This is a genomic window from Roseomonas sp. WA12, from assembly GCF_054165765.1.
In genome coordinates this window covers 460,588-479,479 of record NZ_JBSTUI010000002.1, presented here as the reverse complement: position 1 = coordinate 479,479, position 18,892 = coordinate 460,588, and the positions used below count along the sequence as shown (strand labels likewise).

Here is an 18,892-nt window from a genome sequence, read left to right as displayed (position 1 = left end):
ATTCCAAGGAGGCCGACCGCGACGGATGTGGTTGCGTTCCACCCCAAAACCGCTTTTCCCGCCTACGCTTCTCCACACCGGCAGCACTCGCTGCGAGCCGCTAGAGCTTTTCAAGTTCACTCGAACGCATAACCTGAGTTGCCGAGGTAGGTTCCGCACTCGGCTGGGCTGAAGGTGTCGAGCAGGCGTCCAATGGTGGTCCAGAGCGCCTCTCTGGTGTGTGCCGCGACTTTGCGGAGCAACGCCTTCAGCTTGGCAAAGGCCTGCTCGATGGGCTGCGAGGCACTGCCTCGGAGGGTCGGGCGGAGTAAGGCGGCAGGTAGAGGAGGCTGGCGCCGGTGGCCCTGATCGCCTCGCGGACACCGGCGACTTTGTGGGCGGCGAGGTTGTCGAGGACGACCACATCGCCCTTCGACAGGACAGGCGCGAGGAACTGCCCGACATAGGCGAGAAAGGCCTCGCCCGTCATGGGCCCGTCGAGCACGAGAGGGGCGACGAGGCCGGTGCTGCGCAGGCCTGCGATGAAGGTGGTGGTGCGCCAGTGGCCCTGTGGTGCGGCATCGACCAAGCGCTCGCACTTCGGACCCCAGCCGTAGCGCCGGATCATGTTGGTGGCGGCGCCGGTCTCGTCGAGGAAGACGAAGCGCTCGGGGTCCATGTATCGCTGCCAGACGCGCCAGTGACGGCGATGCTCGGCCACATCCGGCCGGTCCTGCTCGGCCGCCCTCAGGCTCTTTTTTTGTGTGACAGGTCGAGCCGCTTCAACATCGTCCAGATGGTCATCAACGAGACCGGCGCCGCGCCACGCTCGATCAGCGCCGCCCGGATCTCGGCCAAGGTGATCCCCTTCCGCCCTGCCGTCAGCTCCCGCAGGAACGCCTCCTGCCCGGCGAGCAGCGGCTTGCGGTAACCACCGATCTTGGCCGGAGCCGTGCTGCCGGTCAGGCGCACCCGCCGCACCAGCTTGATTGCCGCCGATGCGCTCACCGCAAACCGGGTCGCTGCCTCCCGCGCCGAAGCGCCCTCCTCAACAGCCCGGACCAGGCGCCTCCGTAGGTCCTGTGACAGGGGTGCCGTCATGACTATCCTCGCTGCTCAACAGCAGCGTCGAATCAGAACCCGCGAGGGTATTGGCAAGTTGTTTGACGAGAAGGCAAGTTCGGCCGCGTGACTGAGGGCGCGGCAGGATCATAGTGACGTTTGGAGCCAGGTTTCCTGCCGCCAGGTCCGGAAGGCCTTGGTGCGGGCGCGCCGGTACTCGCCGGCCGTCATCAGGTGCCGGCTAGGACGAAAGTGGCCGTAGATCATGCCGTGCGCCGAGAGGAACCGCTGGGCCTGCCCGGCCGACTTGAACCGCTGCATCTGCCGCTCTCGTCGCCGGGTGGGCCGATGCGAGTTCTCGGCGCGGTTGTTCAGGTAGCGGCTGCGCCAGTGTCGGACCTCGGGCAGGAGTTCGCGCAGGGCCACGCCGTAGCTCTTCAGCCCGTCAGTGACCAGCCGGCGCGGCTCGTCCTTGAGGCCCGCGAGAAGGCGCCTGAAGAACCGCTTGGCTGCGCTCCCGTTCCGCCGATCTTGAACGAGGATGTCCAGCACCACGCCGTGCTGGTCCACCGCTCGCCAGAGATAGTGAAGCTGACCATTGATGCGCAGGAACACCTCATCGAGGTGCCAGGTGTCGCCCGGCTTCGGACGGCGCCGCCGCAGCTTGGCTGCAAACTCCGAACCGAACTTCCGGCACCAGCACCGAATGCTCTCGTGCGTAACGGTGATCCCCCGCTCCGCCAGAACCAGCTCCACATCCCGTAGGCTCAGGCTGAACACATGGTAGAGCCAGACCGCATGGCTGATGATCTCTGCTGGAAACCGGTATCCAGGGTAGGTGGCACGGTCTGAGGTCATCCCGTCAGACTGCCCCGGCCTGGTCGTTCCGACCACCGCCCATCAACTTGCCAATGCCCTCCAGCCCCATCCTCCCCTACCTCGGACTCACGCCCAATCCATGCACCACGGTCATCAAACGAGCCAAAAACATCAAATCCCACCAGCGCAGGCCATCAGCGCACGCGCAAGTGCCGTCGTCCGACCACGCGGCGTCGCGAGCCAGACTGCGGTGGTGGCCTGGTCTTCAGACAGTCCGCGGCTCGTCACCCCGTCCATGCGGATCCTCGCTAGCGAGGTCGGAACAACAGCGACGCCAAAGCCAGCGGCCACAAGCCCGATCAGCGTCGAATTTTCCCGTGCTGTCTGAGTGATATTAGGCGTAAAGCCAGCGAAGCGGCAAAGCGCGACCAGCTGCGCGTGCAATGTGGTGCCGACTGACGATGCGAAGAAGACCATCGGCTCCCCGGCTAGCGAGGCGACCGGCAGCGGGTCTGTACCCCGCGTTAAAGCGTGCCCCTCGCGCATCAAGACGATCAACGGCTCCCGGACCAGCTCAACCGCCTGAATATCCGGCGGGATGTCGGCGGCCGAGTGGCAACGGATAAAGCCTGCGTCGATCTGGCCACGCCGCAGTGCCTCCATCTGCTCCATCGTCGGGCTCTCGGTCAGGGCGAGGTGTACATCCGGCAGACGGGTGCGGAAGGCGAGCACGGCCCGAGTGAACTCTGGCAGCAGCGGCGCCGTTGCGAAGATCCCAATCCGCAGCTCGCCGATCTCGCCGCGCCCGGCTCGCAGCGCGACAGTCTCTACCCGCGCCACCTGCGCCAGGGCGGCACGCGCCTCCGGCAAAAGAATGCGACCGGCATCAGTAAGGGCAACTCGCCGGGTACCCCGCTCGAACAGAGGTGTCGCCAACTCGGTTTCCAACTGTCGGATCTGCTGACTGAGGGGTGGCTGAGCCATGCCAAGGCGTCGCGCCGCACGGGTGAAGTGCAACTCCTCAGCCAAAATGACGAAGTAGCGTAGATGCCTCAATTCCATACCGGCAGCCTATAAAAGCATAGGTGATTCATATTGGACCAGTCCGATTGCTCTGGATACGGTTCCCGTTCCGTCGACCAGGAAGGGCACTGCCTTGGACGCCTTCGACCCCATAACCCTCGAAGTCTACTGGAGCAGACTGATCTCCATAGCCGACGAGGCCGCGACGGGGCTTCTGCGCACGGCATTCTCGACCATCGTGCGCGAGTCAAACGACTTCGCGACCGTGCTGATGGATCGTAACGGCGACTCCATCTCGGAGAATACGGGTGGCATTGCCTCCTTCTCCTGCATCCTGCCGAAGACGACGAAGCACTTCCTTCAGCGCTTCCCCATCGAGACCTGGCAGCCCGGCGACTGCGTCATCACCAACGACCCCTTCCTTGCCACCGGACACCTGCCGGATTTCACGGCAGTTTCGCCCATCTTCCACCGTGGCGAGATAGTCGGTTTCGCAGGCTCCATCGCACACTCCCCGGATGTCGGTGGCGCCCTCTGGTCGGCAGATTGCCGGGAGCTGTTCGAGGAGGGAATCCGTATCCCGCCGAGCCGACTCTTCCGCGCCGGGCAGCGGAACGAGGATCTGGTCGAATTGCTCAGCGCCAATGTCCGCATCCCCGGCCCCGTCATGGGGGACCTGGAGGCACAAGTGGTGGCGAACGAGGTGGCGGTTCGGCGCCTGGTCGAGTTCCTGGAGGATACGGGGCTCGAGGACCTGCAGGCGCTGTCCGACTCGCTGCAAACCCGCGCCGATCTTGCCATGCGCCGCGCCATCGCCGAGGTGCCGGACGGTGTCTATGATGCGACCATTGAGGCGGATGGTTTTGACGAGCACATCACCCGCATCGTCTGCCGCGTGAGCGTGACCGGGGAGACGATGCATATCGATTTCGCCGGCACTTCCCCGCAGATCGACCGCGGTATCAACTGCGTGCTGAACTACACCCACGCCTACTCCGTCTATCCCATAAAATGCGCGCTCGATCCCTTCACGCCACGCAACGAGGGCAGCTACCGCGCCATAACCGTCTCGGCGCCCGAGGGCAGCATCCTCAACCCGCGCTTTCCTGCGCCCTGCAGCGCGCGCCAGCTCACCGGCCATCTTCTGGCAGGCGCCATCTACAAGGCGCTCGCGGATATCCTGCCGGACAAGGTGATGGCGGAATCCGGCGGCGCGCCCACCATGCGCGCGCTGTTCAGCGGGCTGGACGCGAATGGAGACCGCTTCTCCCAGGTGCTGTTCGCCAGCGGCGGCATGGGCGCCCTGCCCCATCGCGACGGCCTGCCCACCACCGCCTTTCCCACCAATGTCGGCGCCGGCTCCATCGAGGCTTATGAAAGCGTGGCGCCCCTGCTGGTGTGGCGGAAGCAGCTGCGGCCGGATTCCGGCGGGGCCGGGCGGTTCCGTGGCGGGCTGGGCCAGGAGGCGGAAATTGAGGTTCGCACTCCCGCCGCCGTTCGCCTCTCCCTTCTCTCCGACCGGCGCGACCACCCGGCGCAGGGCTTCCGCGGCGGCGGGCCGGGCGCGCCCGCGGTGATCACGATCGACGACGGCACCAGCCCCCACCCGAAATCCCGTACCAGCGTGGACACCGGACGGCGCGTCACCCTGCTCTATCCGGGAGGCGGCGGGTATGGGGACGCGAAGGCGCGCGATCGCGCCGCGATCGAGGAGGATATCCGCAACGGCTATGTCACGGCCGAAGCGGCAGCGCGCGACTACGGGGTGATGCCATGAGCACCCCCACCGCGCGGATCGGTGTCGATGTCGGCGGCACCTTCACCGACTTCGTCCTGCACGATCCCGTCCGCAACATCGTGGCGACCGGCAAACGGCTGACCACGCCGGACGACCCGAGCGAGGCGATCATCGCCGGCGTGATGCGGCTGCTGGAGGAGACCGGGCTGGCCCCGGAAGCCCTGCACAGCATCGTCCATGGCACTACCCTGGTGACCAACACAATTATTGAGCGCACCGGTGTCAAGGTCGGCCTGCTAACCACCGCCGGCTTCCGCGACACGATCGAGATCGGGCGCGAGACCCGCTACGATCTCTACGATCTGTTCCTGGAGGCGCCGCCCACGCTGGTGCCGCGTCACCGCCGCGTGGAGATCCCGGAGCGGATCGATGTGCATGGCGACACCCTCCTGGCGCTGGACGAGGAGGCGGTGCGCCTCGCCGTCACGCGGCTCGTGGAGGAGGAGGGGATCGAGGCGCTCGCCATCGCCTTCCTGCACGCCTATCACGACGACCGGCACGAGGTCGCCGCGGGCGCCATCGTGGCGGGGCTGTACCCCGACCTGCCGCTCTCACTCTCCTCCCGCGTCGCGCCCGAGATCCGCGAGTTCGAGCGCACCAGCACAGCCTGCGCCAATGCCTATGTGCAGCCGCTGATGCGCCGTTACCTCGACAAGCTGGAGGCCTCGCTAGCGGCCCTCGGCTTCCGCGGCCGACTGCATGTGATGCTCTCGGGCGGTGGGATCGCGGCGGTGCGGGACGCCAAGGAATTCCCCATCCGCCTGATCGAATCCGGCCCGGCGGCGGGAGCCATGGCCGCCTCCTTCCTCGCGCGGCTGACGGGGGAGAACCACGTCGTCTCCTTCGATATGGGCGGCACCACGGCAAAGATGTGCCTGGTGGAGAATGCCGCGCCGGACCGCAAGTTCGACTTCGAGGCCGGGCGCGTCCGCCGCTTTCAGAAGGGCTCCGGCCTGCCGCTGAAGGTCTCGGTGGTGGACATGATCGAGATCGGCGCGGGTGGCGGCAGCATCTCCCGCGTCGATCCCGCATCAGGCCTGATGAAGGTGGGGCCGCGCAGCGCGGGCGCGAAACCAGGGCCGATCTGCTACGGGCGCGGCGGCACGGAGCCGACGGTGACGGATTCCGACCTCGTGCTCGGTCGACTGGACCCCAGCTACTTCCTCGGTGGCGAGATGGCGCTCGACCCTGGCGCGGTGCAGCGCGCCATTGAATCCGGAATCGCCAAGGGGCTGGATGTCACGCATGACGCCGCGGCGCTGGGCATCCGCCGTATCGTGGACGAGACCATGGCGGCCGCCACCCGGATGCATCTGGCGGAAAAGGGCCGCGATCCCCGCCGCTACACGCTGATCGCCTTCGGCGGCGCCGGCCCGGTGCATTCCTACGACCTCGCGCGGCTGCTGAAGATGAAGCGGATGCTGGTGCCGCTCGGCGCCGGTGTCGCCTCCGCCCTCGGCTTTCTCGTCGCGCCGCCGGCCACCGACCTCGTCCGCAGCCATGTGGGGCGGCTAGAGCGGATGGACTGGGCGCATGTGAACGGGCTGCTCTCGCAGATGGCCGAGGAAGGGCGCGCGCTGCTGCTAGAGGCCGGCGCGCTGCCGGAGGAGATTACCACCCTGCCTGCAGCCGATATGCGCCATGTCGGCCAAGGCTTCGAAATCCCGGTGAAGCTGCCCTCCATGCAGATCGATTCGGAGCACCTGCCAGCGATCCGGGAGAGCTTCTTCGAAAGCTACCGCGAGCGCTTCGGCCGCGCGCTGACCGACCTGCCGATCGAGGCGCTGAGCTGGCGCGTGGCCTGCCTGGCCCCTGGCCGCGATATCCAGCTCGCCGAGGTCGCGGGTACCGCCACTGGCGCCTCCACCGATTCGTCCCAGGCCCGGCGCGGCGTGCGTGAGGTGCTGTTCGAGGGCGCGGGATGGTTGCCCTGCCAGGTCTATGACCGCTACGCCTTGGCCCCCGGTGCCAGCTTTACGGGCCCCGCGCTGGTTGAGGAGCGCGAGTCCACCTGCGTCATCGGGCCGGGCGCCCAGGTTTCGGTGGACCAGTTCAGGAATCTAGTCGTCGAATTGCCCTGAAGCGGCAAGACTGCGCCGCTGCGCCACGAAGAGCGCGGCGGGTAAGGGAAGATGCGCTGATGTCCTGCCGGTCTGTCCCGTCCCACGGGAGGAGAGGCAGGGCATCGCACACGGCAGCGGCACGAACCCGTCGTCAAAGCGCGACGGCGGGCAACGGAGATGGACAGATGATCCAGCCGACACGTCGTTCCCTGCTCGCCACCGGCCTTGCGCTGCCAGCACTGCGCCCTGCTCTAGCGCAGGAGGCCTTCCCGATCCGCCCGATTACGCTGGTGATTCCCTGGGCGGCGGGCGGTTCCACCGACACGCTGGGCCGCGTGCTGGCTCAGACGATCTCCGCCGATCTCGGCCAACCTGTGATCGTGGAGAACCGCGGCGGCGCCTCTGGCACGGTCGGCCACGCCTATGTCGCGCGGGCACGGCCGGATGGGTACACGGTGCTGCTCGCCACCAACAGCACCTATGCCATCGCCCCGCATCTCATGCGCGGCCTGCCCTATGACAACCGCACGGCTTTCACCGGCGTCAGCCTGGTCGCCCGCAGCGCGCAGGCAATGTGCGTGCATCCCTCCGTGCCGGTCAGCACGGTGGCAGAGTTCATCGCCTATGCGCGCTCTAAGCCGGGGGCGGTCACCTTTTCCTCCGCCGGGATCGGCGCAAGCAGCCATCTGGCGACCGAGCTTCTGCAGGCCAAGGCGGGCATCCAGCTGCTGCATGTGCCCTATCGCGGCGGCGGTCCTTCCGCCCAAGGCCTGCTGGCCGGCGAGGTGGCCATGTCTCTAGTGGATCTCGTCACCGCCCTGCCCTTCCGCCCGACCGGCCAGCTGAAGTTGCTTGGCGTCAGCACGCTCGCGCGTTCCGAACTCGCGCCCGACGTGCCGACGCTGTCGGAGGCGGGCGTGCCCGGCTTCGATTCCTCGACCGATGTCATCATGCTGCTGCCCGCGGGCACGCCGGCGCCGGTGGCAGGCCGCCTTTCGGCCTCGCTGCGCAAGGCGCTGGCGGATCCGGAGACGCGGCGGCGCATCGTCGAGCTCGGCATCGAGCCGATCGGCAGTAGCGCAGCGGAACTTGACACCTACTGGACCAGGGAGCTCGCCAAATGGGGCGAGATCATCCGGACGCAGAACATCACCCTCGGCTGATGCGGGCCGGGGAAAGGGAGCACTGCATGATCACCCGCCGCCTCGGTCTCGCGGCCGCGATGGCCGGGCTCTCCTCCAGCCGGGCCCGCGCACAGGGCGGCGCATGGCCGGACCGCGCCATCACCTTCACCATTCCCTTCCCGCCGGGCGGATCGGCGGACCTGCTGGCGCGGCTGGTTGCGGACCGGATGGCGCCGTTGCTGGCCGCGGGCGCGCGGATGGTGGTGGAGAACCGCGCGGGCGCCGGCGGCGTTATCGGCAGCGACTATGCCCGGCGCCAGCCGGCGGACGGGTACGCGCTGCTTCTCGCCACGCCGTCCACCCACGGCACCATCCCGGCCCTGCAGCCGGAGACCACGCCCTATGATCCGACCGCCGACTTCGCGCCGGTGGCGATCCTGGGCCGCTCCCCGATCGCGCTCGCGGTACCCAACGCCTCGCCCTCCCGCGATCCGGGCGCGCTGATCGCGGCGCTGCGGGCCAGGCCAGGGGCGGCGAGTTGGGGCAGTTCCGGCTCCGGCAGCGTCGGGCAACTGGCGGGGGAGCTGATGAACCTCTCGGCCGGCGGGCTGCAGGCCGAGCACATCCCCTATCGCGGCGGCGCGCCGCTGGTGGAGGCGCTGACCAAGGGGGAGGTGCAGTACGCCTGGGAACCGCTCGGATCGCTGGCGGCCGGGGCGCGGGACGGACTGTTCCGCCTCATTGGCATGGGAAGCGCCGCGCGGCACCCGCTCTTCCCCGATGTGCCCACGATGCAGGAGGCCGGGCTGGCAGGGTTCGAGGCCTCCACCTGGAACGTCATGCTGGCGCCGCGTGGCGTGCCGCCCGCGATCGTGGCGCGGCTGAACGCGGCCGCGAACGCCGTGCTCGCCATGCCGGAGGTGCAGGCTCGGCTGAGCACCGCCGGCATCGATGCCGTGAGCGAAAGCACCCCCGCCTCCACCGGCACCTTCCTGGCCGGCGAGTTGGCCAAGTTCAAGGATATCGTCGCCCGTGCCAGACTGAGCCCGGCGCGCTGAGGAAACCCATGACCGACACTTCACTGATCGCGGACCGCCTGAACCGCATCTCCCCGTCTCAGACCACGGCCATGCGCCAGCGCGCGCTGGCGCTGAAGGCGGAGGGCCGGGACGTGCTGGCCATCTCCTCCGGCGAGCCGGATTTCGACACGCCCGAGCACATCAAGGAGGCGGCGATCGCCGCCATCCGCGCCAACCAGACGCGCTACACCGACACCTCGGGAACGCTGGCGCTGCGCCGCGCCGTGGCCGCGAAGTTCAAGCGGGACAACGGGCTGGACTACGCGCCGGAGGAGATCATCGTGGCTACCGGCGGCAAGCAGGTGATCTACGACGCGCTGATCGCCACCATCAACCCAGGGGACGAGGTGATCATCCCCGCACCCTGCTGGGTGTCCTATCCCGATATCGTCGGCCTGGCCGAGGGCACGCCGGTGCTGCTGCCCTGCGGCCCGAACCAGGGCTTCAAGCTGCTGCCCGAGCAGCTGGAGGCGGCGATCACGCCGCGCACCAAGTGGCTGGTGGTGAACACGCCTTCCAACCCCACCGGCGCCACCTACAGCGCGGAGGAGCTGCGCGGGCTGACGGAGGTGCTGCTGCGCCATCCGCAGGTGCATGTCTTCAGCGACGACATCTACGAGAAGCTGCTCTTCGACGGCCGCCGCTTCGCCACCTTCGCCCAGGTGGAGCCCCGCTTGCGCGAGCGCACGGTGACGATGAACGGCTGCTCCAAGGCCTATGCGATGACGGGCTGGCGCATCGGCTTCGGCGGCGCCCCGCGCCACATCATCAAGGCGATGGAGAAGCTGCAGGGGCAGAGCACCTCCAACACCTGCTCGATCGCCCAGGCCGCCGCCGTCGCGGCGCTGGACGGTCCGCAGGAGCCGACCGAGGCGATGCGCCAGGCCTATGAGGTCCGGCGCGATCGCGTGGTGGCGGCGCTGAACGCCACGCCCGGCCTGCGCTGCCACCTGCCCGAGGGCGCGTTCTACGCCTTCCCTGACATGACGGAGTGCCTCGGCCGCACCACCGCGGCCGGCACGCGGATCGGCAGCGACCTGGACTTCGTCCTCGCGCTGCTGTCGGAGGGCGGGCTGGCGACGGTGCACGGATCCGCCTTCATGTTCCCCGGCCATTTCCGCATCAGCTTCGCTGCCGCCGATGATGCGCTGGATGAGGCGTGCCGGCGCATCCGCAAGTTCTGCGAAAAACTGCACTAATGAGCGAAGATCACGCCTAGTCGGTGGCTCGTCTACGCCCCAAGCCGCCCCTCAACCCGCGCCACCGTCGTGTGAGTCCAGTTAGAGCCACCTCTCGGCGTCGACACGCCACGCTCGGTTAGCGCTCGCGCGAGCCCTGCACGGGTGTTGACCCCGGCGCTCCGGAGCGCTGCTAGCTCCAGCCCGAGCCGGTGTGCCGTCCGGGTGGCCTGCTCTGCCCGAGCGCTGGCTGCAGCAGCCGCGCACGGTGGCGTCGGCGGCCTCCAGCCCCGGTCTCCTCCCAGCACCGCCCCTCTCGCCCGCGCTGCCGCCAGCGCAGCCCGGGTCCGCTCCGAGATCAGCTCCCGCTCCTTCTGCGCCATGGCCGCATCATCAGGTCGTCCGCGCCGGGAAGGTCAGCTGCCCGGATCGAGATCCCCTCCTCGAGCAGGCCGGAAAGCGTGTGAGCGCGCCGGGTGATGCGATCGAGGCGCGCCGCCACCAGCACCGCCCCAAGTTGGCGGCAGCGGGTGAGTGCTGCCTGGAACCCGGGCCGGCGATCATCCTTGCCCGATGCGATGTCCTGGTGCTCGCCAGCCAGCGTCCAGCCCTCGCGCTCGACGAAGGCCCGAACGCCCGCCTGCTGTGCCTCGAGCACTAGACCGGAGTGCCCCTGCTCGGCGGTAGACACGCGGTTGAGGGCGACGGCGTAGCGGGGCTGGTTGGAGACGCGGAAAGGTCGAGCGCCCATCAGCCCTGCTCCCCTGCACCGATGCGGAAGATCGAGTAGCTTCCCTTAGCGCCCCGAACCCCATGTCCAACCTGGCGCACCCGCTCCAGCACCTTGACCGCAAGGCCCTTCGTCTTGAGTCCTGCCGGGAAGCCGCGGACCGTGTGCTGGGCCCAGCCGGTGGCCTCGATCACCTGGGCGATGGTGGCCCCCTCCTCCCGGCGCAACAGAGTGAGTACCAACTGCTGCTTGGTTCCCTCGCGTGGGGTGTATGATGCGGAGGGGTCACGAAGAGGACGGGTTCCCCTACCGCGGCTCAGGGCTGCCCTGAGCGCCTCAATCGAGGTGGGCAGGGCTTTGGGCGCTCCAGGCCGGCGTCCCAGGCCACCAGCAAGGCTGTAGCGGTGTCACGGAGCGATATGCGGGACTGTGGCATCCCAGGCTCCACGGCCGCCTCTCGACCTGGCGGTGCGGCTCTGCCGTCCGGCTGCCCTTCATCGGCCTGCTGCGCCTCTACAACGGCCTCTCTGCCCGCCTCCGCGGCGCCCGCCGCAGCCACTGCAGCCAGCCCGGTTTCGGTGATCCGCAGGACGGTACCCCCGTCGCCGGACACCTCCTCCGGCAGCCCGGCTCTCAGCATGCTCTGGAAGATCGCGTTGCGGGCCGCCGCGGGTAGGTTTGGTGGCGCCTCGACCAGTCGGGCTGGATGCTGGGCGGCTGAGGTGAGGATCTGCGCCTGAGTGGGGGAGAGCAGCTTCGTCATGGTCAAGTCCCTGGTCGGACCCGGCCATCGGGTCCTACGACCCGGAGCCCTGCCGAGGGACGGTCAGGGTGGTGCGGAGGGAAGCGCCCCGCGCTGCTGTGCTTCGCTCTGTTCGACGGACAAGCCAAGTCGCAAGTCGCCAAACTGGCATTCCAGCCCAAAACCCCGCCACTTCGCAGTGCCGCGTTGAATCCGAACTCAATCGCTTCACCTAGACGGCGCGCTACACCGTCAGTCTACCGGTTGACAAAAAAACGCGACACAGCACTCCTCTTGAGCGGGATCGCGGCCCGGAACGCTCGGCGTGACGTTGCCTTGCGCCCGGCCCAGCGTGGGCTGCTGTGGTGCCGTGAATCAATGCGGTCAGTCGGATCAAGCCATCACGCGAGACGCAGGCTCGATCACCAGAAGCTTGGTAGCGCGCCGTCGCCATGCAGCATGCCCCGCCAGACCGACGCACGCTCGCGCCCTGACCAGCTCCAGCATTCTGTCCGAGCTCGGTCACGGTCTCGCATAAGGCGATTGCAAAGCGCCCCGCCCGCTGAGCCCTCAGCACCAAAGATCGACCACTGCCTCAAAACTCCATCAGATTGTCGCGGAACGTCTTGTGCGTGTACCCCCGCTTTGTAAGGCCGCGCTTCTGCAATTCTGGCACCAGACCATCACAGATTTCAGCAATATAGCGGCGGCTGAAATCTCCAAACGTGAGAAGAAAGCCGTCGCCCCCTACCTCCTGCATCACCTCTTCCATCATCCCTGCGACGTGATCCGGCGTGCCGGTGTAATCGAGGCCGGAGCGATTAGCCCGCTGCATCGTAATTTCGCGCGGCGTGCGTCCGGCCCATTTCGCTGCCGCTGACTGGTGACCGTTTGAGGTCAGAGCCGGCAGCGGCTCGTCGATCGGAAACTGCGAAAAATCGACGCCGGTGAGGGTCGACATCATCGCCAGCGCGAACTCGATATGATCGTTGGCGAGCGCTACCTCCGCCTGACGTCGCTCCCGCGCCTCGGTCATCGACCGATCCACGATAGGATCTGCGAGAAAGAGAACCTTGATCTTGTCAGGGTCGCGCCCTTGAGCGACTGCATTACGCCTGACAATCTCCCGCTGCTTCTTCATGTCGGCGACGGACTCCGCCGTGGCGATAATCGTATCGGCCCATCGGGAGGCGAAGAGCTGGCCGCGCGGCGAGCCACCCGCTTGGCACAGCACGGGCCGCCCCTGCGGTGAGCGCGGAGCGGTGAGCGGGCCGCGGCAGCTGAAGTATTTCCCCTGATAGTTGATTGCGTGCACCTTGTTCCCGTCCGCAAAGATCGCGTTCTCGCGATCGAGAACTACCGCATCGGGCTCCCAGCTCTCCCAAAGCTGGGTGACGATCTCCGCAACCTCGTCGGCTCGATCGTAGCGCTCATCGTGCGGGAAGTGCTTCTCCCGGCCATAATTCTGCGCGCCGCCATCGTTACTGCCGGTCACCATATTCCAGCCCACTCGACCTTCGGTAAGGTGGTCCAGCGAGTTGACGAGGCGCGCTAGGAGATAGGGCGGATATTCGCTTGCCGAAAGCGTAGGTACGATGCCGAGGTGCTTTGTCGCTTGGGCAAGGTAGGGAACCAGCGTCGCGGGATCCAGCTTCGGCGTCGCCGCAGCGTATTTCAGATACATGTTGTGCGACCCCTGGTAGGTGTAGGGGACGTTGCAGCTGTCCTCGATGATCAGGTAGTCGAAGCACGCGCGCTCCATTGACCGTGCAAGGTCGACGAAGAGATCCGGCATCATCCATCGCGCTTGGCTTGCATCCGTGCCGCCCCATTCATGGCGCCAGGCCTTGGGGCCGAACCCACGGGACAGGAACCAAGCGAGGTGGAACATGGGGCTGCTCATGCTGCCTTCCTTTCGAAGTCTTTGATTTGCGGGGAATGCGATGTCACCGCATCGCCGTCTCAGACCGGGGGTCGACGTGCTCGCGCAGGCCGTTGCCGAGCATGTTGATCCCCCAGACCAAAAGAATGATTGCCAGGCCGGCCAAATCGGCGATCCAGGGCGCCACAAAGAGGCGGCTGCTACCCTCGGAGAGGATGTTGCCCCAGGTTGCGGTGGGTGCAGGAAGACCCAGACCGAGATAGGAGAGTGCGGTTTCCTGCAGCACCATCTGAGCCACCTGGAGCGTGGAGACGACCGTCAGGACCGGGAAAATCTGCGGCAGGATATGGCGTCGAATGACGTAAAGGTCTGGTGCACCGAAGAGTGTCGCGGCTTCCACGAAGGGACGCTGCTTCAAGGAACGCGTGAGGCCGAAGGTCACGCGTGCATAGATCATCCAGCGCGAGATCCCGAGGACAATAACCAGATTGATCGCACTGCCGCCGATCGCAGCCACCACCAGGATCGCCAGCAGGATATCGGGAAACGCCATCTGCGCATCCGCCACGCGCATGATGACCTGCTCAATCCGCCCTCCCTTGTAGCCGGCAATCAACCCCGCCGCGCTGCCCAGCACGCAGGAGAAGAGCATCGCGCTGACGCCGACGAGGATGGACAGCCGCGCCCCGTACATCAGCCGTGACAAGAGGTCGCGCCCATAGGTGTCGGTACCGAGTAGGTGTTTTACCGAGCCGCCGGCCATCCAGGCCGGCGGCTTCAGCCGCATGGATAGGCTTTGCAGATAGGGATCGTGCGGCGCGATCAGAGGTGCGAAGACAGCCATCAGGATCATGCCGAGCACGATCACGGTACCCAGCCCGATCTTGAAGGTCTTCCCCAAAAGGCGCCGGCGCGGCTTGACCTGCGCGGTCATTGCCGACGGACCCTCGGGTCGACGAGCATTTGCAGCACATCAACGACAAGGTTGGTGACCGCGATACCCACCGCGATGATCAGGACCCCTGCCTCCACCACCGGCACGTCTCGATTCGAGATGCTGCTGAGCAGGAGCCGCCCGACCCCAGGCCAGGCAAAGATTGTCTCAGTGATGATCGAGCCGCCGATAAGCGTGCCGATTTGAATGCCTAGAAAGCTGAGCAGGGGGTTGAGGGCATTCGGGAGAATGTGTGTCAGCAGCACGCGAAGGCGTGAGAGTCCCTTTGCGCGCGCGGCGACCACGAACGGCTCGCCCATCAGATCAAGGACACTGGCGCGGGTAATCAGGACGATATTGGGCAGCAGAAATGCAGCCAGCGTCAGGGCCGGCAGGACAAGATGCGCGAGGTCGCCGGAGCCGGACGTGGGCAGCCAGCCCAGTTGCAAGGCGAAGAATTGGATGAGCAGGAGGCCCAGCCAGAAGCTCGGCATCGACTGTCCGGCCACCGCTAGCGAGGTGACGATGAAATCGGCCGGCCTATCCTTCCGCACAGCGCAGAGTAGGCCGAGCGCGGTCCCCGATATCACTGCAAGGCCGAGGCCCGCGGCAGCGAGTTGCAAGGTGGCGCCGAGCCGCTGTAACACTACCTCGACCGCGCCGGTGCTGAACTGGAGCGATTGACCGAAATCACCGCTGGCAAGGTCTCGCAGGAAGATGAGGAACTGCACCGGTATCGGCTCGTCCAGGTGCAGTTTGGCGGTGAGTTCCGCCACCTGCTCGGGCGTCGATGAGACGTCGAGGAAGATATCCACAGGGTTCCCCGTCATTCGCATCACCACGAAGGTTACAAGCGCGACGAGGAACAGCGAGAGCGGCAGGACTACCAGCCGCCGTGCGACATATCGGAGCACCGGGTGTCGCTCCCGAGCTAGCCGATGTCCGCCTGGGCGAGACGGAGGATCTTGTCCGAGGCGGCGCCGAAGCCGGTCACCCTCCGATTAACCGCGTAGAGGCTCGGCAGGCCGAAGAGGAACATGGCGGGGTTCTCCTCGTGCATGATTGCCATCATCCGATGATAGTCCCGCTCCCGCGCTGCCTGGTCGTTGGTGGAGCGCGCGGCAAGAAAGAGGCGTTCGTACTCCTCGTTCGTCCACATTGACCGGCGACCAGCCTGAGTGAACCAGACAGTCGCGAAATCCGCGTCGCCCAGGCTGTACCAACCGATCATGTGCATCGGCCCGGCCCGCATCGAGCGCTGCATCTGCGACCAAACGCCGCCTTCGACCACGTTCACGGTCGCGTTAACGCCAATGTTGGACAACATGCCTGCCACGGCGTTGCAGATGTCGACGTCTGAAACGTATTTGCCCGACTGCGTCGTGAGAGGAACAGGGGTCCGGAAGTTGAACCCAGCTTCCCGCAGCAATGCCTTCGCGCGGTCGGGGTCGAAGGCGCGCGCCCTAACGCCGGGGTTGAAGCCGAAGCTCGTGGAGGTCAGGAGCTGCCCCTGCAAAACCTCGCCCCGCCCTTTGAGGATCTCGCGCCGGATCGCTTCCTTGTCGATCGCAAGGTCGAAGGCAAGCCGCACCTTCGGGTTGTTGAAGGGTGGCATGCGCACGTCGTAGGTCAGGATCAGGCCGACGCTGGAGACGATCTCGTCCATTCGGGTGGCCGAGGAACGTTCGACCTGGGGGATGAGGTCGATCGGCACCTCCTCGATGATCTGTGTCTCGCCAGCAACGAGAGAGGCGATGCGCGTGCCGGGATCGGGGATCTCCCGAATGACCAGACGGTCGATTTTCGGCGCCCCGCCCCAATAGGCCTTGTTTGCGGTCAGCTCGTAGCGGTCGCCTGGGGCCCAGCGCCGATAGACAAAGGGACCGGTGCCCACCGGGCGGGACTGCACGCCCTCGAAGCCAACCTTTGCGACATATGCCTTGCTTTGAATCAAGATGTGCGAGAGGCCTTGAAGCAGGGTCGGGAAGATCTCGTTGGTCGTCAGGTTTACCGTATAGGGATCGACGACCGTTACTGCATTGACGGGGGCGATCCTTGCCAGCAGGCCATAGCCGTTCTTGACGTCGAGGACGTAGTTGAGGGTGAAGGCGACATCCTCGGCCGTGAAGTCGCTGCCATCATGGAACTTGACCCCGCGACGCAGCCTGAACTGCGTCGTCCGGTCATCAAGCTGGATGTGCTCCGTGGCCAGGGCCGGCACGGTCCGGCCTGCATTGTCTCGCGCAAAGAGCGGCTCGTTCGTCTGTTCCAGAAGGCTGGCCGAGGCGAAGGACGAAATGCCTGGGCGCAGCGAGTCAGGGAAGACCGAGGCGCCACAGGTCAGGACCCGATCGGCGGCGCGGGCCGGGCGGATCCCGCTAGCCGCTGCACCGGCAAGGGCCGCTAGGCCGAGCTCGCGGCGGCCCAGGCCACCGGGGACGAACTTGGGGAGATGGTCCGACATTGGGACATCCTTTCCGGTGGAGGTGGTTGGGCTAGGCGGTGCTCTCAGGCGGCGCGGAGTCACGGCGGGATGCTCTCCAGCCTGTGGCAGGCGGCGCGGTGGTCTTCGGCGATCTGGCTCATCGGCGGGTCGATCTCGCGGCAGAGCGGGACCGCATAGGGGCACCGCGTGTGGAAGCGGCACCCGGAGGGGATGGCGTCGGCGCTCGCGATCTCGCCGAGATCGGCCAGGGTGCGGCGCGCCATGCCTGGCCGATGGGATGGCACGGCGGAGAGAAGCGCGCGGGTATAAGGATGGCGCGGGCTGCGGTAGAGCGACGCCTTCGACGCGTGCTCGACGATGCGGCCGAGATACATCACCGCGACCTCGTTCGCGACATGTCGGACCACCCGAAGATCATGCGAAATGAAGAGGTACGTAAGGCCGAATCGATGCTGCACATCCGTCAGCAGATTGACGACCTGTGCCTGTACGGAGACGTCCAGCGCCGAGACGGGCTCGTCGCAGACGATGAAGTCGGGACGCAGCGCGAGCGCACGTGCTATTCCGATCCGCTGGCGCTGGCCACCGGAGAATTCATGTGGGTAGCGGCCGGCATAGTCAGCAGCCAGCCCGACCAGCGGCAGCAGCTCAGCCAACCGAGCACGCTGTTCTGACTCCGGCAGCCCGGCCAGCTGCATCGGTTCCGTGACCAGGGAGGCCACCTTCATTCGTGGGTTGAAGGAACTGCCAGGGTCCTGGAAGATCATCTGCATGCGCCGCCGCGCGGCTCGCAGGCCGGCGCCGGACGCCGCCGCCATATCGACGCCGTCGAAAGTGATGCGGCCACTCTCGGGATCAACCAGGCGGACCAGCAGCCGCCCGGTGGTCGTCTTGCCGCAGCCGCTCTCCCCAACTAGGGCGAGGGTCTCGCCCCGGCCAATTTTGAAGCTTACCCCATCAACCGCCCGCACGGTCCGGCCTCCGAGGTGGAAGGAGCGCGTGAGGCCTTCGACCTCTACCAGGGGCTGCTCCGCCATGTCAGGCGCGTCCGTCGGGCAGAGCGTGGATGCAGGCAGCGGCGTGATTGGGCGCCACCTGGGCAAGCGGTGGAAGGCCCCGGCTGCAGTCGATATCCGCACGGTGGCAACGGGGGTGGAAGGCGCAGCCCTCGGGCAGGTCGAAGGGGCTTGCCGCCATCCCGGGGATCGCCGGAAGCAGGGCAGGATCCTCCTCCTCGAGCGCCGGCATGCTGTGCAAAAGCCCACCCGTGTAGGGATGGGCGGGTTGCTCGAAGATGCCAGCGACCGACGCCCGCTCGACGATACGGCCGGCATACATGACCTGCACTTCATCGGCGAACTCGGCGACCACTCCGAGATCATGGGTAATGAGCATGATGGCCATGCCGAGCTCACGTTGAAGGTTCCGCAGCAACTCCAGGATCTGTGCCTGGGTGGTAACGTCGAGCGCCGTTGTGGGCTCGTCAGCAATCAGAAGCTTCGGGCCGCAGCTGAGAGCGATGGCGATCATCACGCGTTGCCGCATCCCGCCTGACAGCTCGTGCGGGTACTTGTCCAGGCAGGCGCGCGGGGACGGAATGCGCACCAGGGCCAGCAGTTCCTCCGCCCGCCGCTGAGCTGAGGCGCGGCCCAGATCCAAGTGGAGCGAAAGGGATTCGCGGAGTTGGTGCCCGATGCTGAGGATCGGGTTCAGCGAGGTCATGGGATCCTGGAAGATCATGGCGATCTCCCGCCCGCGCAGGCCGCGCATGCGGCGCTCTTTGCATTGAGCAAGGTCATGACCGCCGAACAGGATTTGCCCCGCCGCGATCCGTGCCGACCCATCGGGCAGCAGCCGCATGAGCGACAGGGCGGTAACACTCTTGCCGCTGCCGGATTCTCCGACGATCCCGAGCACCCGGCCCGGCATGACGTCGAAGCTGAGATCGTGGAGCGCGGTGAAGCGGCCCCGGGCCGTGTGAAAGTCCACGGTCAGGTTGCGCACGGAGAGGAGCGCGTCCGTCACCGCCATCC

The 18,892-nt window shown here is 66.7% G+C and carries 16 protein-coding genes and 1 pseudogene; 5 read left to right on the top strand and 12 right to left on the bottom strand.

The window, feature by feature from the left end:
• Positions 1–116: 116 nt before the first annotated feature.
• The 3 genes and pseudogenes from ACVBD7_RS24720 to ACVBD7_RS24710 all read right to left on the bottom strand — a co-directional run bounded on the left by ACVBD7_RS24720 (position 117) and on the right by ACVBD7_RS24710 (position 2,922).
• Positions 117–1,080 (bottom strand): annotated as a pseudogene (locus ACVBD7_RS24720) (IS630 family transposase).
• Between the two features lie 108 nt (positions 1,081–1,188).
• Complete coding sequence (locus ACVBD7_RS24715) at positions 1,189–1,899, bottom strand: IS6 family transposase (RefSeq protein ID WP_458098144.1); 711 nt, start codon at positions 1,897–1,899, stop codon at positions 1,189–1,191.
• A gap of 132 nt (positions 1,900–2,031) precedes the next feature.
• Positions 2,032–2,922: a LysR substrate-binding domain-containing protein gene (locus ACVBD7_RS24710; RefSeq protein WP_458098143.1), complete on the bottom strand. Its 891-nt coding sequence runs from the start codon at positions 2,920–2,922 to the stop codon at positions 2,032–2,034.
• Positions 2,923–3,016: 94 nt separating this feature from the next.
• On the opposite strand from ACVBD7_RS24710, the gene ACVBD7_RS24705 reads away from it, so the two are divergent.
• The 5 genes from ACVBD7_RS24705 to ACVBD7_RS24685 all read left to right on the top strand — a co-directional run bounded on the left by ACVBD7_RS24705 (position 3,017) and on the right by ACVBD7_RS24685 (position 10,146).
• Positions 3,017–4,660 (top strand): hydantoinase B/oxoprolinase family protein, encoded by a 1,644-nt coding sequence (locus ACVBD7_RS24705; protein WP_458098142.1) that lies wholly within the window; start codon positions 3,017–3,019, stop codon positions 4,658–4,660.
• Positions 4,657–6,762 carry a hydantoinase/oxoprolinase family protein gene (locus ACVBD7_RS24700; RefSeq protein WP_458098141.1) on the top strand — a complete coding sequence of 702 codons (2,106 nt, stop codon included), beginning with the start codon at positions 4,657–4,659 and terminating at the stop codon, positions 6,760–6,762. Before ACVBD7_RS24705 ends, ACVBD7_RS24700 begins: the two co-directional genes overlap by 4 nt.
• Before the next feature lie 167 nt (positions 6,763–6,929).
• The gene (locus tag ACVBD7_RS24695) at positions 6,930–7,907 is read left to right on the top strand and encodes a Bug family tripartite tricarboxylate transporter substrate binding protein (RefSeq protein ID WP_458098140.1); all 978 of its coding nucleotides are present in this window, start codon (positions 6,930–6,932) and stop codon (positions 7,905–7,907) included.
• A 26-nt stretch (positions 7,908–7,933) separates the two neighbouring features.
• Positions 7,934–8,926, top strand: a complete 993-nt coding sequence (locus ACVBD7_RS24690; RefSeq protein WP_458098139.1) for a Bug family tripartite tricarboxylate transporter substrate binding protein — start codon at positions 7,934–7,936, stop codon at positions 8,924–8,926.
• A gap of 8 nt (positions 8,927–8,934) precedes the next feature.
• Positions 8,935–10,146 (top strand): pyridoxal phosphate-dependent aminotransferase, encoded by a 1,212-nt coding sequence (locus ACVBD7_RS24685; protein WP_458098138.1) that lies wholly within the window; start codon positions 8,935–8,937, stop codon positions 10,144–10,146.
• 337 nt (positions 10,147–10,483) lie between these two features.
• Here the strand turns inward: ACVBD7_RS24685 and ACVBD7_RS24680 are convergent, their stop codons facing one another.
• The 9 genes from ACVBD7_RS24680 to ACVBD7_RS24640 form a co-directional block, all read right to left on the bottom strand.
• Positions 10,484–10,876, bottom strand: a complete 393-nt coding sequence (locus ACVBD7_RS24680) for a recombinase family protein (protein WP_458098137.1) — start codon at positions 10,874–10,876, stop codon at positions 10,484–10,486.
• Positions 10,876–11,175 (bottom strand): DUF3489 domain-containing protein, encoded by a 300-nt coding sequence (locus ACVBD7_RS24675; protein WP_458098376.1) that lies wholly within the window; start codon positions 11,173–11,175, stop codon positions 10,876–10,878. The genes ACVBD7_RS24680 and ACVBD7_RS24675 overlap by 1 nt, the downstream gene beginning before the upstream one ends.
• Complete coding sequence (locus ACVBD7_RS24670; protein ID WP_458098136.1) at positions 11,172–11,618, bottom strand: hypothetical protein; 447 nt, start codon at positions 11,616–11,618, stop codon at positions 11,172–11,174. Before ACVBD7_RS24670 ends, ACVBD7_RS24675 begins: the two co-directional genes overlap by 4 nt.
• A 574-nt stretch (positions 11,619–12,192) precedes the next feature.
• Positions 12,193–13,500 (bottom strand): NtaA/DmoA family FMN-dependent monooxygenase, encoded by a 1,308-nt coding sequence (locus tag ACVBD7_RS24665; protein ID WP_458098135.1) that lies wholly within the window; start codon positions 13,498–13,500, stop codon positions 12,193–12,195.
• 43 nt (positions 13,501–13,543) lie between these two features.
• Positions 13,544–14,413, bottom strand: coding sequence for an ABC transporter permease (locus ACVBD7_RS24660; protein ID WP_458098134.1), 870 nt, complete (start codon positions 14,411–14,413; stop codon positions 13,544–13,546).
• The gene (locus tag ACVBD7_RS24655; RefSeq protein ID WP_458098133.1) at positions 14,410–15,327 is read right to left on the bottom strand and encodes an ABC transporter permease; all 918 of its coding nucleotides are present in this window, start codon (positions 15,325–15,327) and stop codon (positions 14,410–14,412) included. Before ACVBD7_RS24655 ends, ACVBD7_RS24660 begins: the two co-directional genes overlap by 4 nt.
• A 17-nt stretch (positions 15,328–15,344) precedes the next feature.
• Positions 15,345–16,940, bottom strand: a complete 1,596-nt coding sequence (locus tag ACVBD7_RS24650) for an ABC transporter substrate-binding protein (protein ID WP_458098132.1) — start codon at positions 16,938–16,940, stop codon at positions 15,345–15,347.
• Positions 16,937–17,896 (bottom strand): ABC transporter ATP-binding protein, encoded by a 960-nt coding sequence (locus ACVBD7_RS24645; protein WP_458098131.1) that lies wholly within the window; start codon positions 17,894–17,896, stop codon positions 16,937–16,939. Before ACVBD7_RS24645 ends, ACVBD7_RS24650 begins: the two co-directional genes overlap by 4 nt.
• A gap of 1 nt (position 17,897) precedes the next feature.
• Complete coding sequence (locus ACVBD7_RS24640; RefSeq protein ID WP_458098130.1) at positions 17,898–18,890, bottom strand: ABC transporter ATP-binding protein; 993 nt, start codon at positions 18,888–18,890, stop codon at positions 17,898–17,900.
• Positions 18,891–18,892 lie beyond the last annotated feature (2 nt).

Coding starts and splice junctions, on each gene's coding strand:
- ACVBD7_RS24680 (WP_458098137.1), bottom strand. CDS start 10,876: ATGGGCGCTCGACCTTTCCGCGTCTCCAACCAGCCCCGCTACGCCGTC.
- ACVBD7_RS24690 (WP_458098139.1), top strand. CDS start 7,934: ATGATCACCCGCCGCCTCGGTCTCGCGGCCGCGATGGCCGGGCTCTCC.
- ACVBD7_RS24640 (WP_458098130.1), bottom strand. CDS start 18,890: ATGGCGGTGACGGACGCGCTCCTCTCCGTGCGCAACCTGACCGTGGAC.
- ACVBD7_RS24695 (WP_458098140.1), top strand. CDS start 6,930: ATGATCCAGCCGACACGTCGTTCCCTGCTCGCCACCGGCCTTGCGCTG.
- ACVBD7_RS24645 (WP_458098131.1), bottom strand. CDS start 17,896: ATGGCGGAGCAGCCCCTGGTAGAGGTCGAAGGCCTCACGCGCTCCTTC.
- ACVBD7_RS24670 (WP_458098136.1), bottom strand. CDS start 11,618: ATGACGAAGCTGCTCTCCCCCACTCAGGCGCAGATCCTCACCTCAGCC.
- ACVBD7_RS24660 (WP_458098134.1), bottom strand. CDS start 14,413: ATGACCGCGCAGGTCAAGCCGCGCCGGCGCCTTTTGGGGAAGACCTTC.
- ACVBD7_RS24715 (WP_458098144.1), bottom strand. CDS start 1,899: ATGACCTCAGACCGTGCCACCTACCCTGGATACCGGTTTCCAGCAGAG.
- ACVBD7_RS24700 (WP_458098141.1), top strand. CDS start 4,657: ATGAGCACCCCCACCGCGCGGATCGGTGTCGATGTCGGCGGCACCTTC.
- ACVBD7_RS24665 (WP_458098135.1), bottom strand. CDS start 13,500: ATGAGCAGCCCCATGTTCCACCTCGCTTGGTTCCTGTCCCGTGGGTTC.
- ACVBD7_RS24710 (WP_458098143.1), bottom strand. CDS start 2,922: ATGGAATTGAGGCATCTACGCTACTTCGTCATTTTGGCTGAGGAGTTG.
- ACVBD7_RS24685 (WP_458098138.1), top strand. CDS start 8,935: ATGACCGACACTTCACTGATCGCGGACCGCCTGAACCGCATCTCCCCG.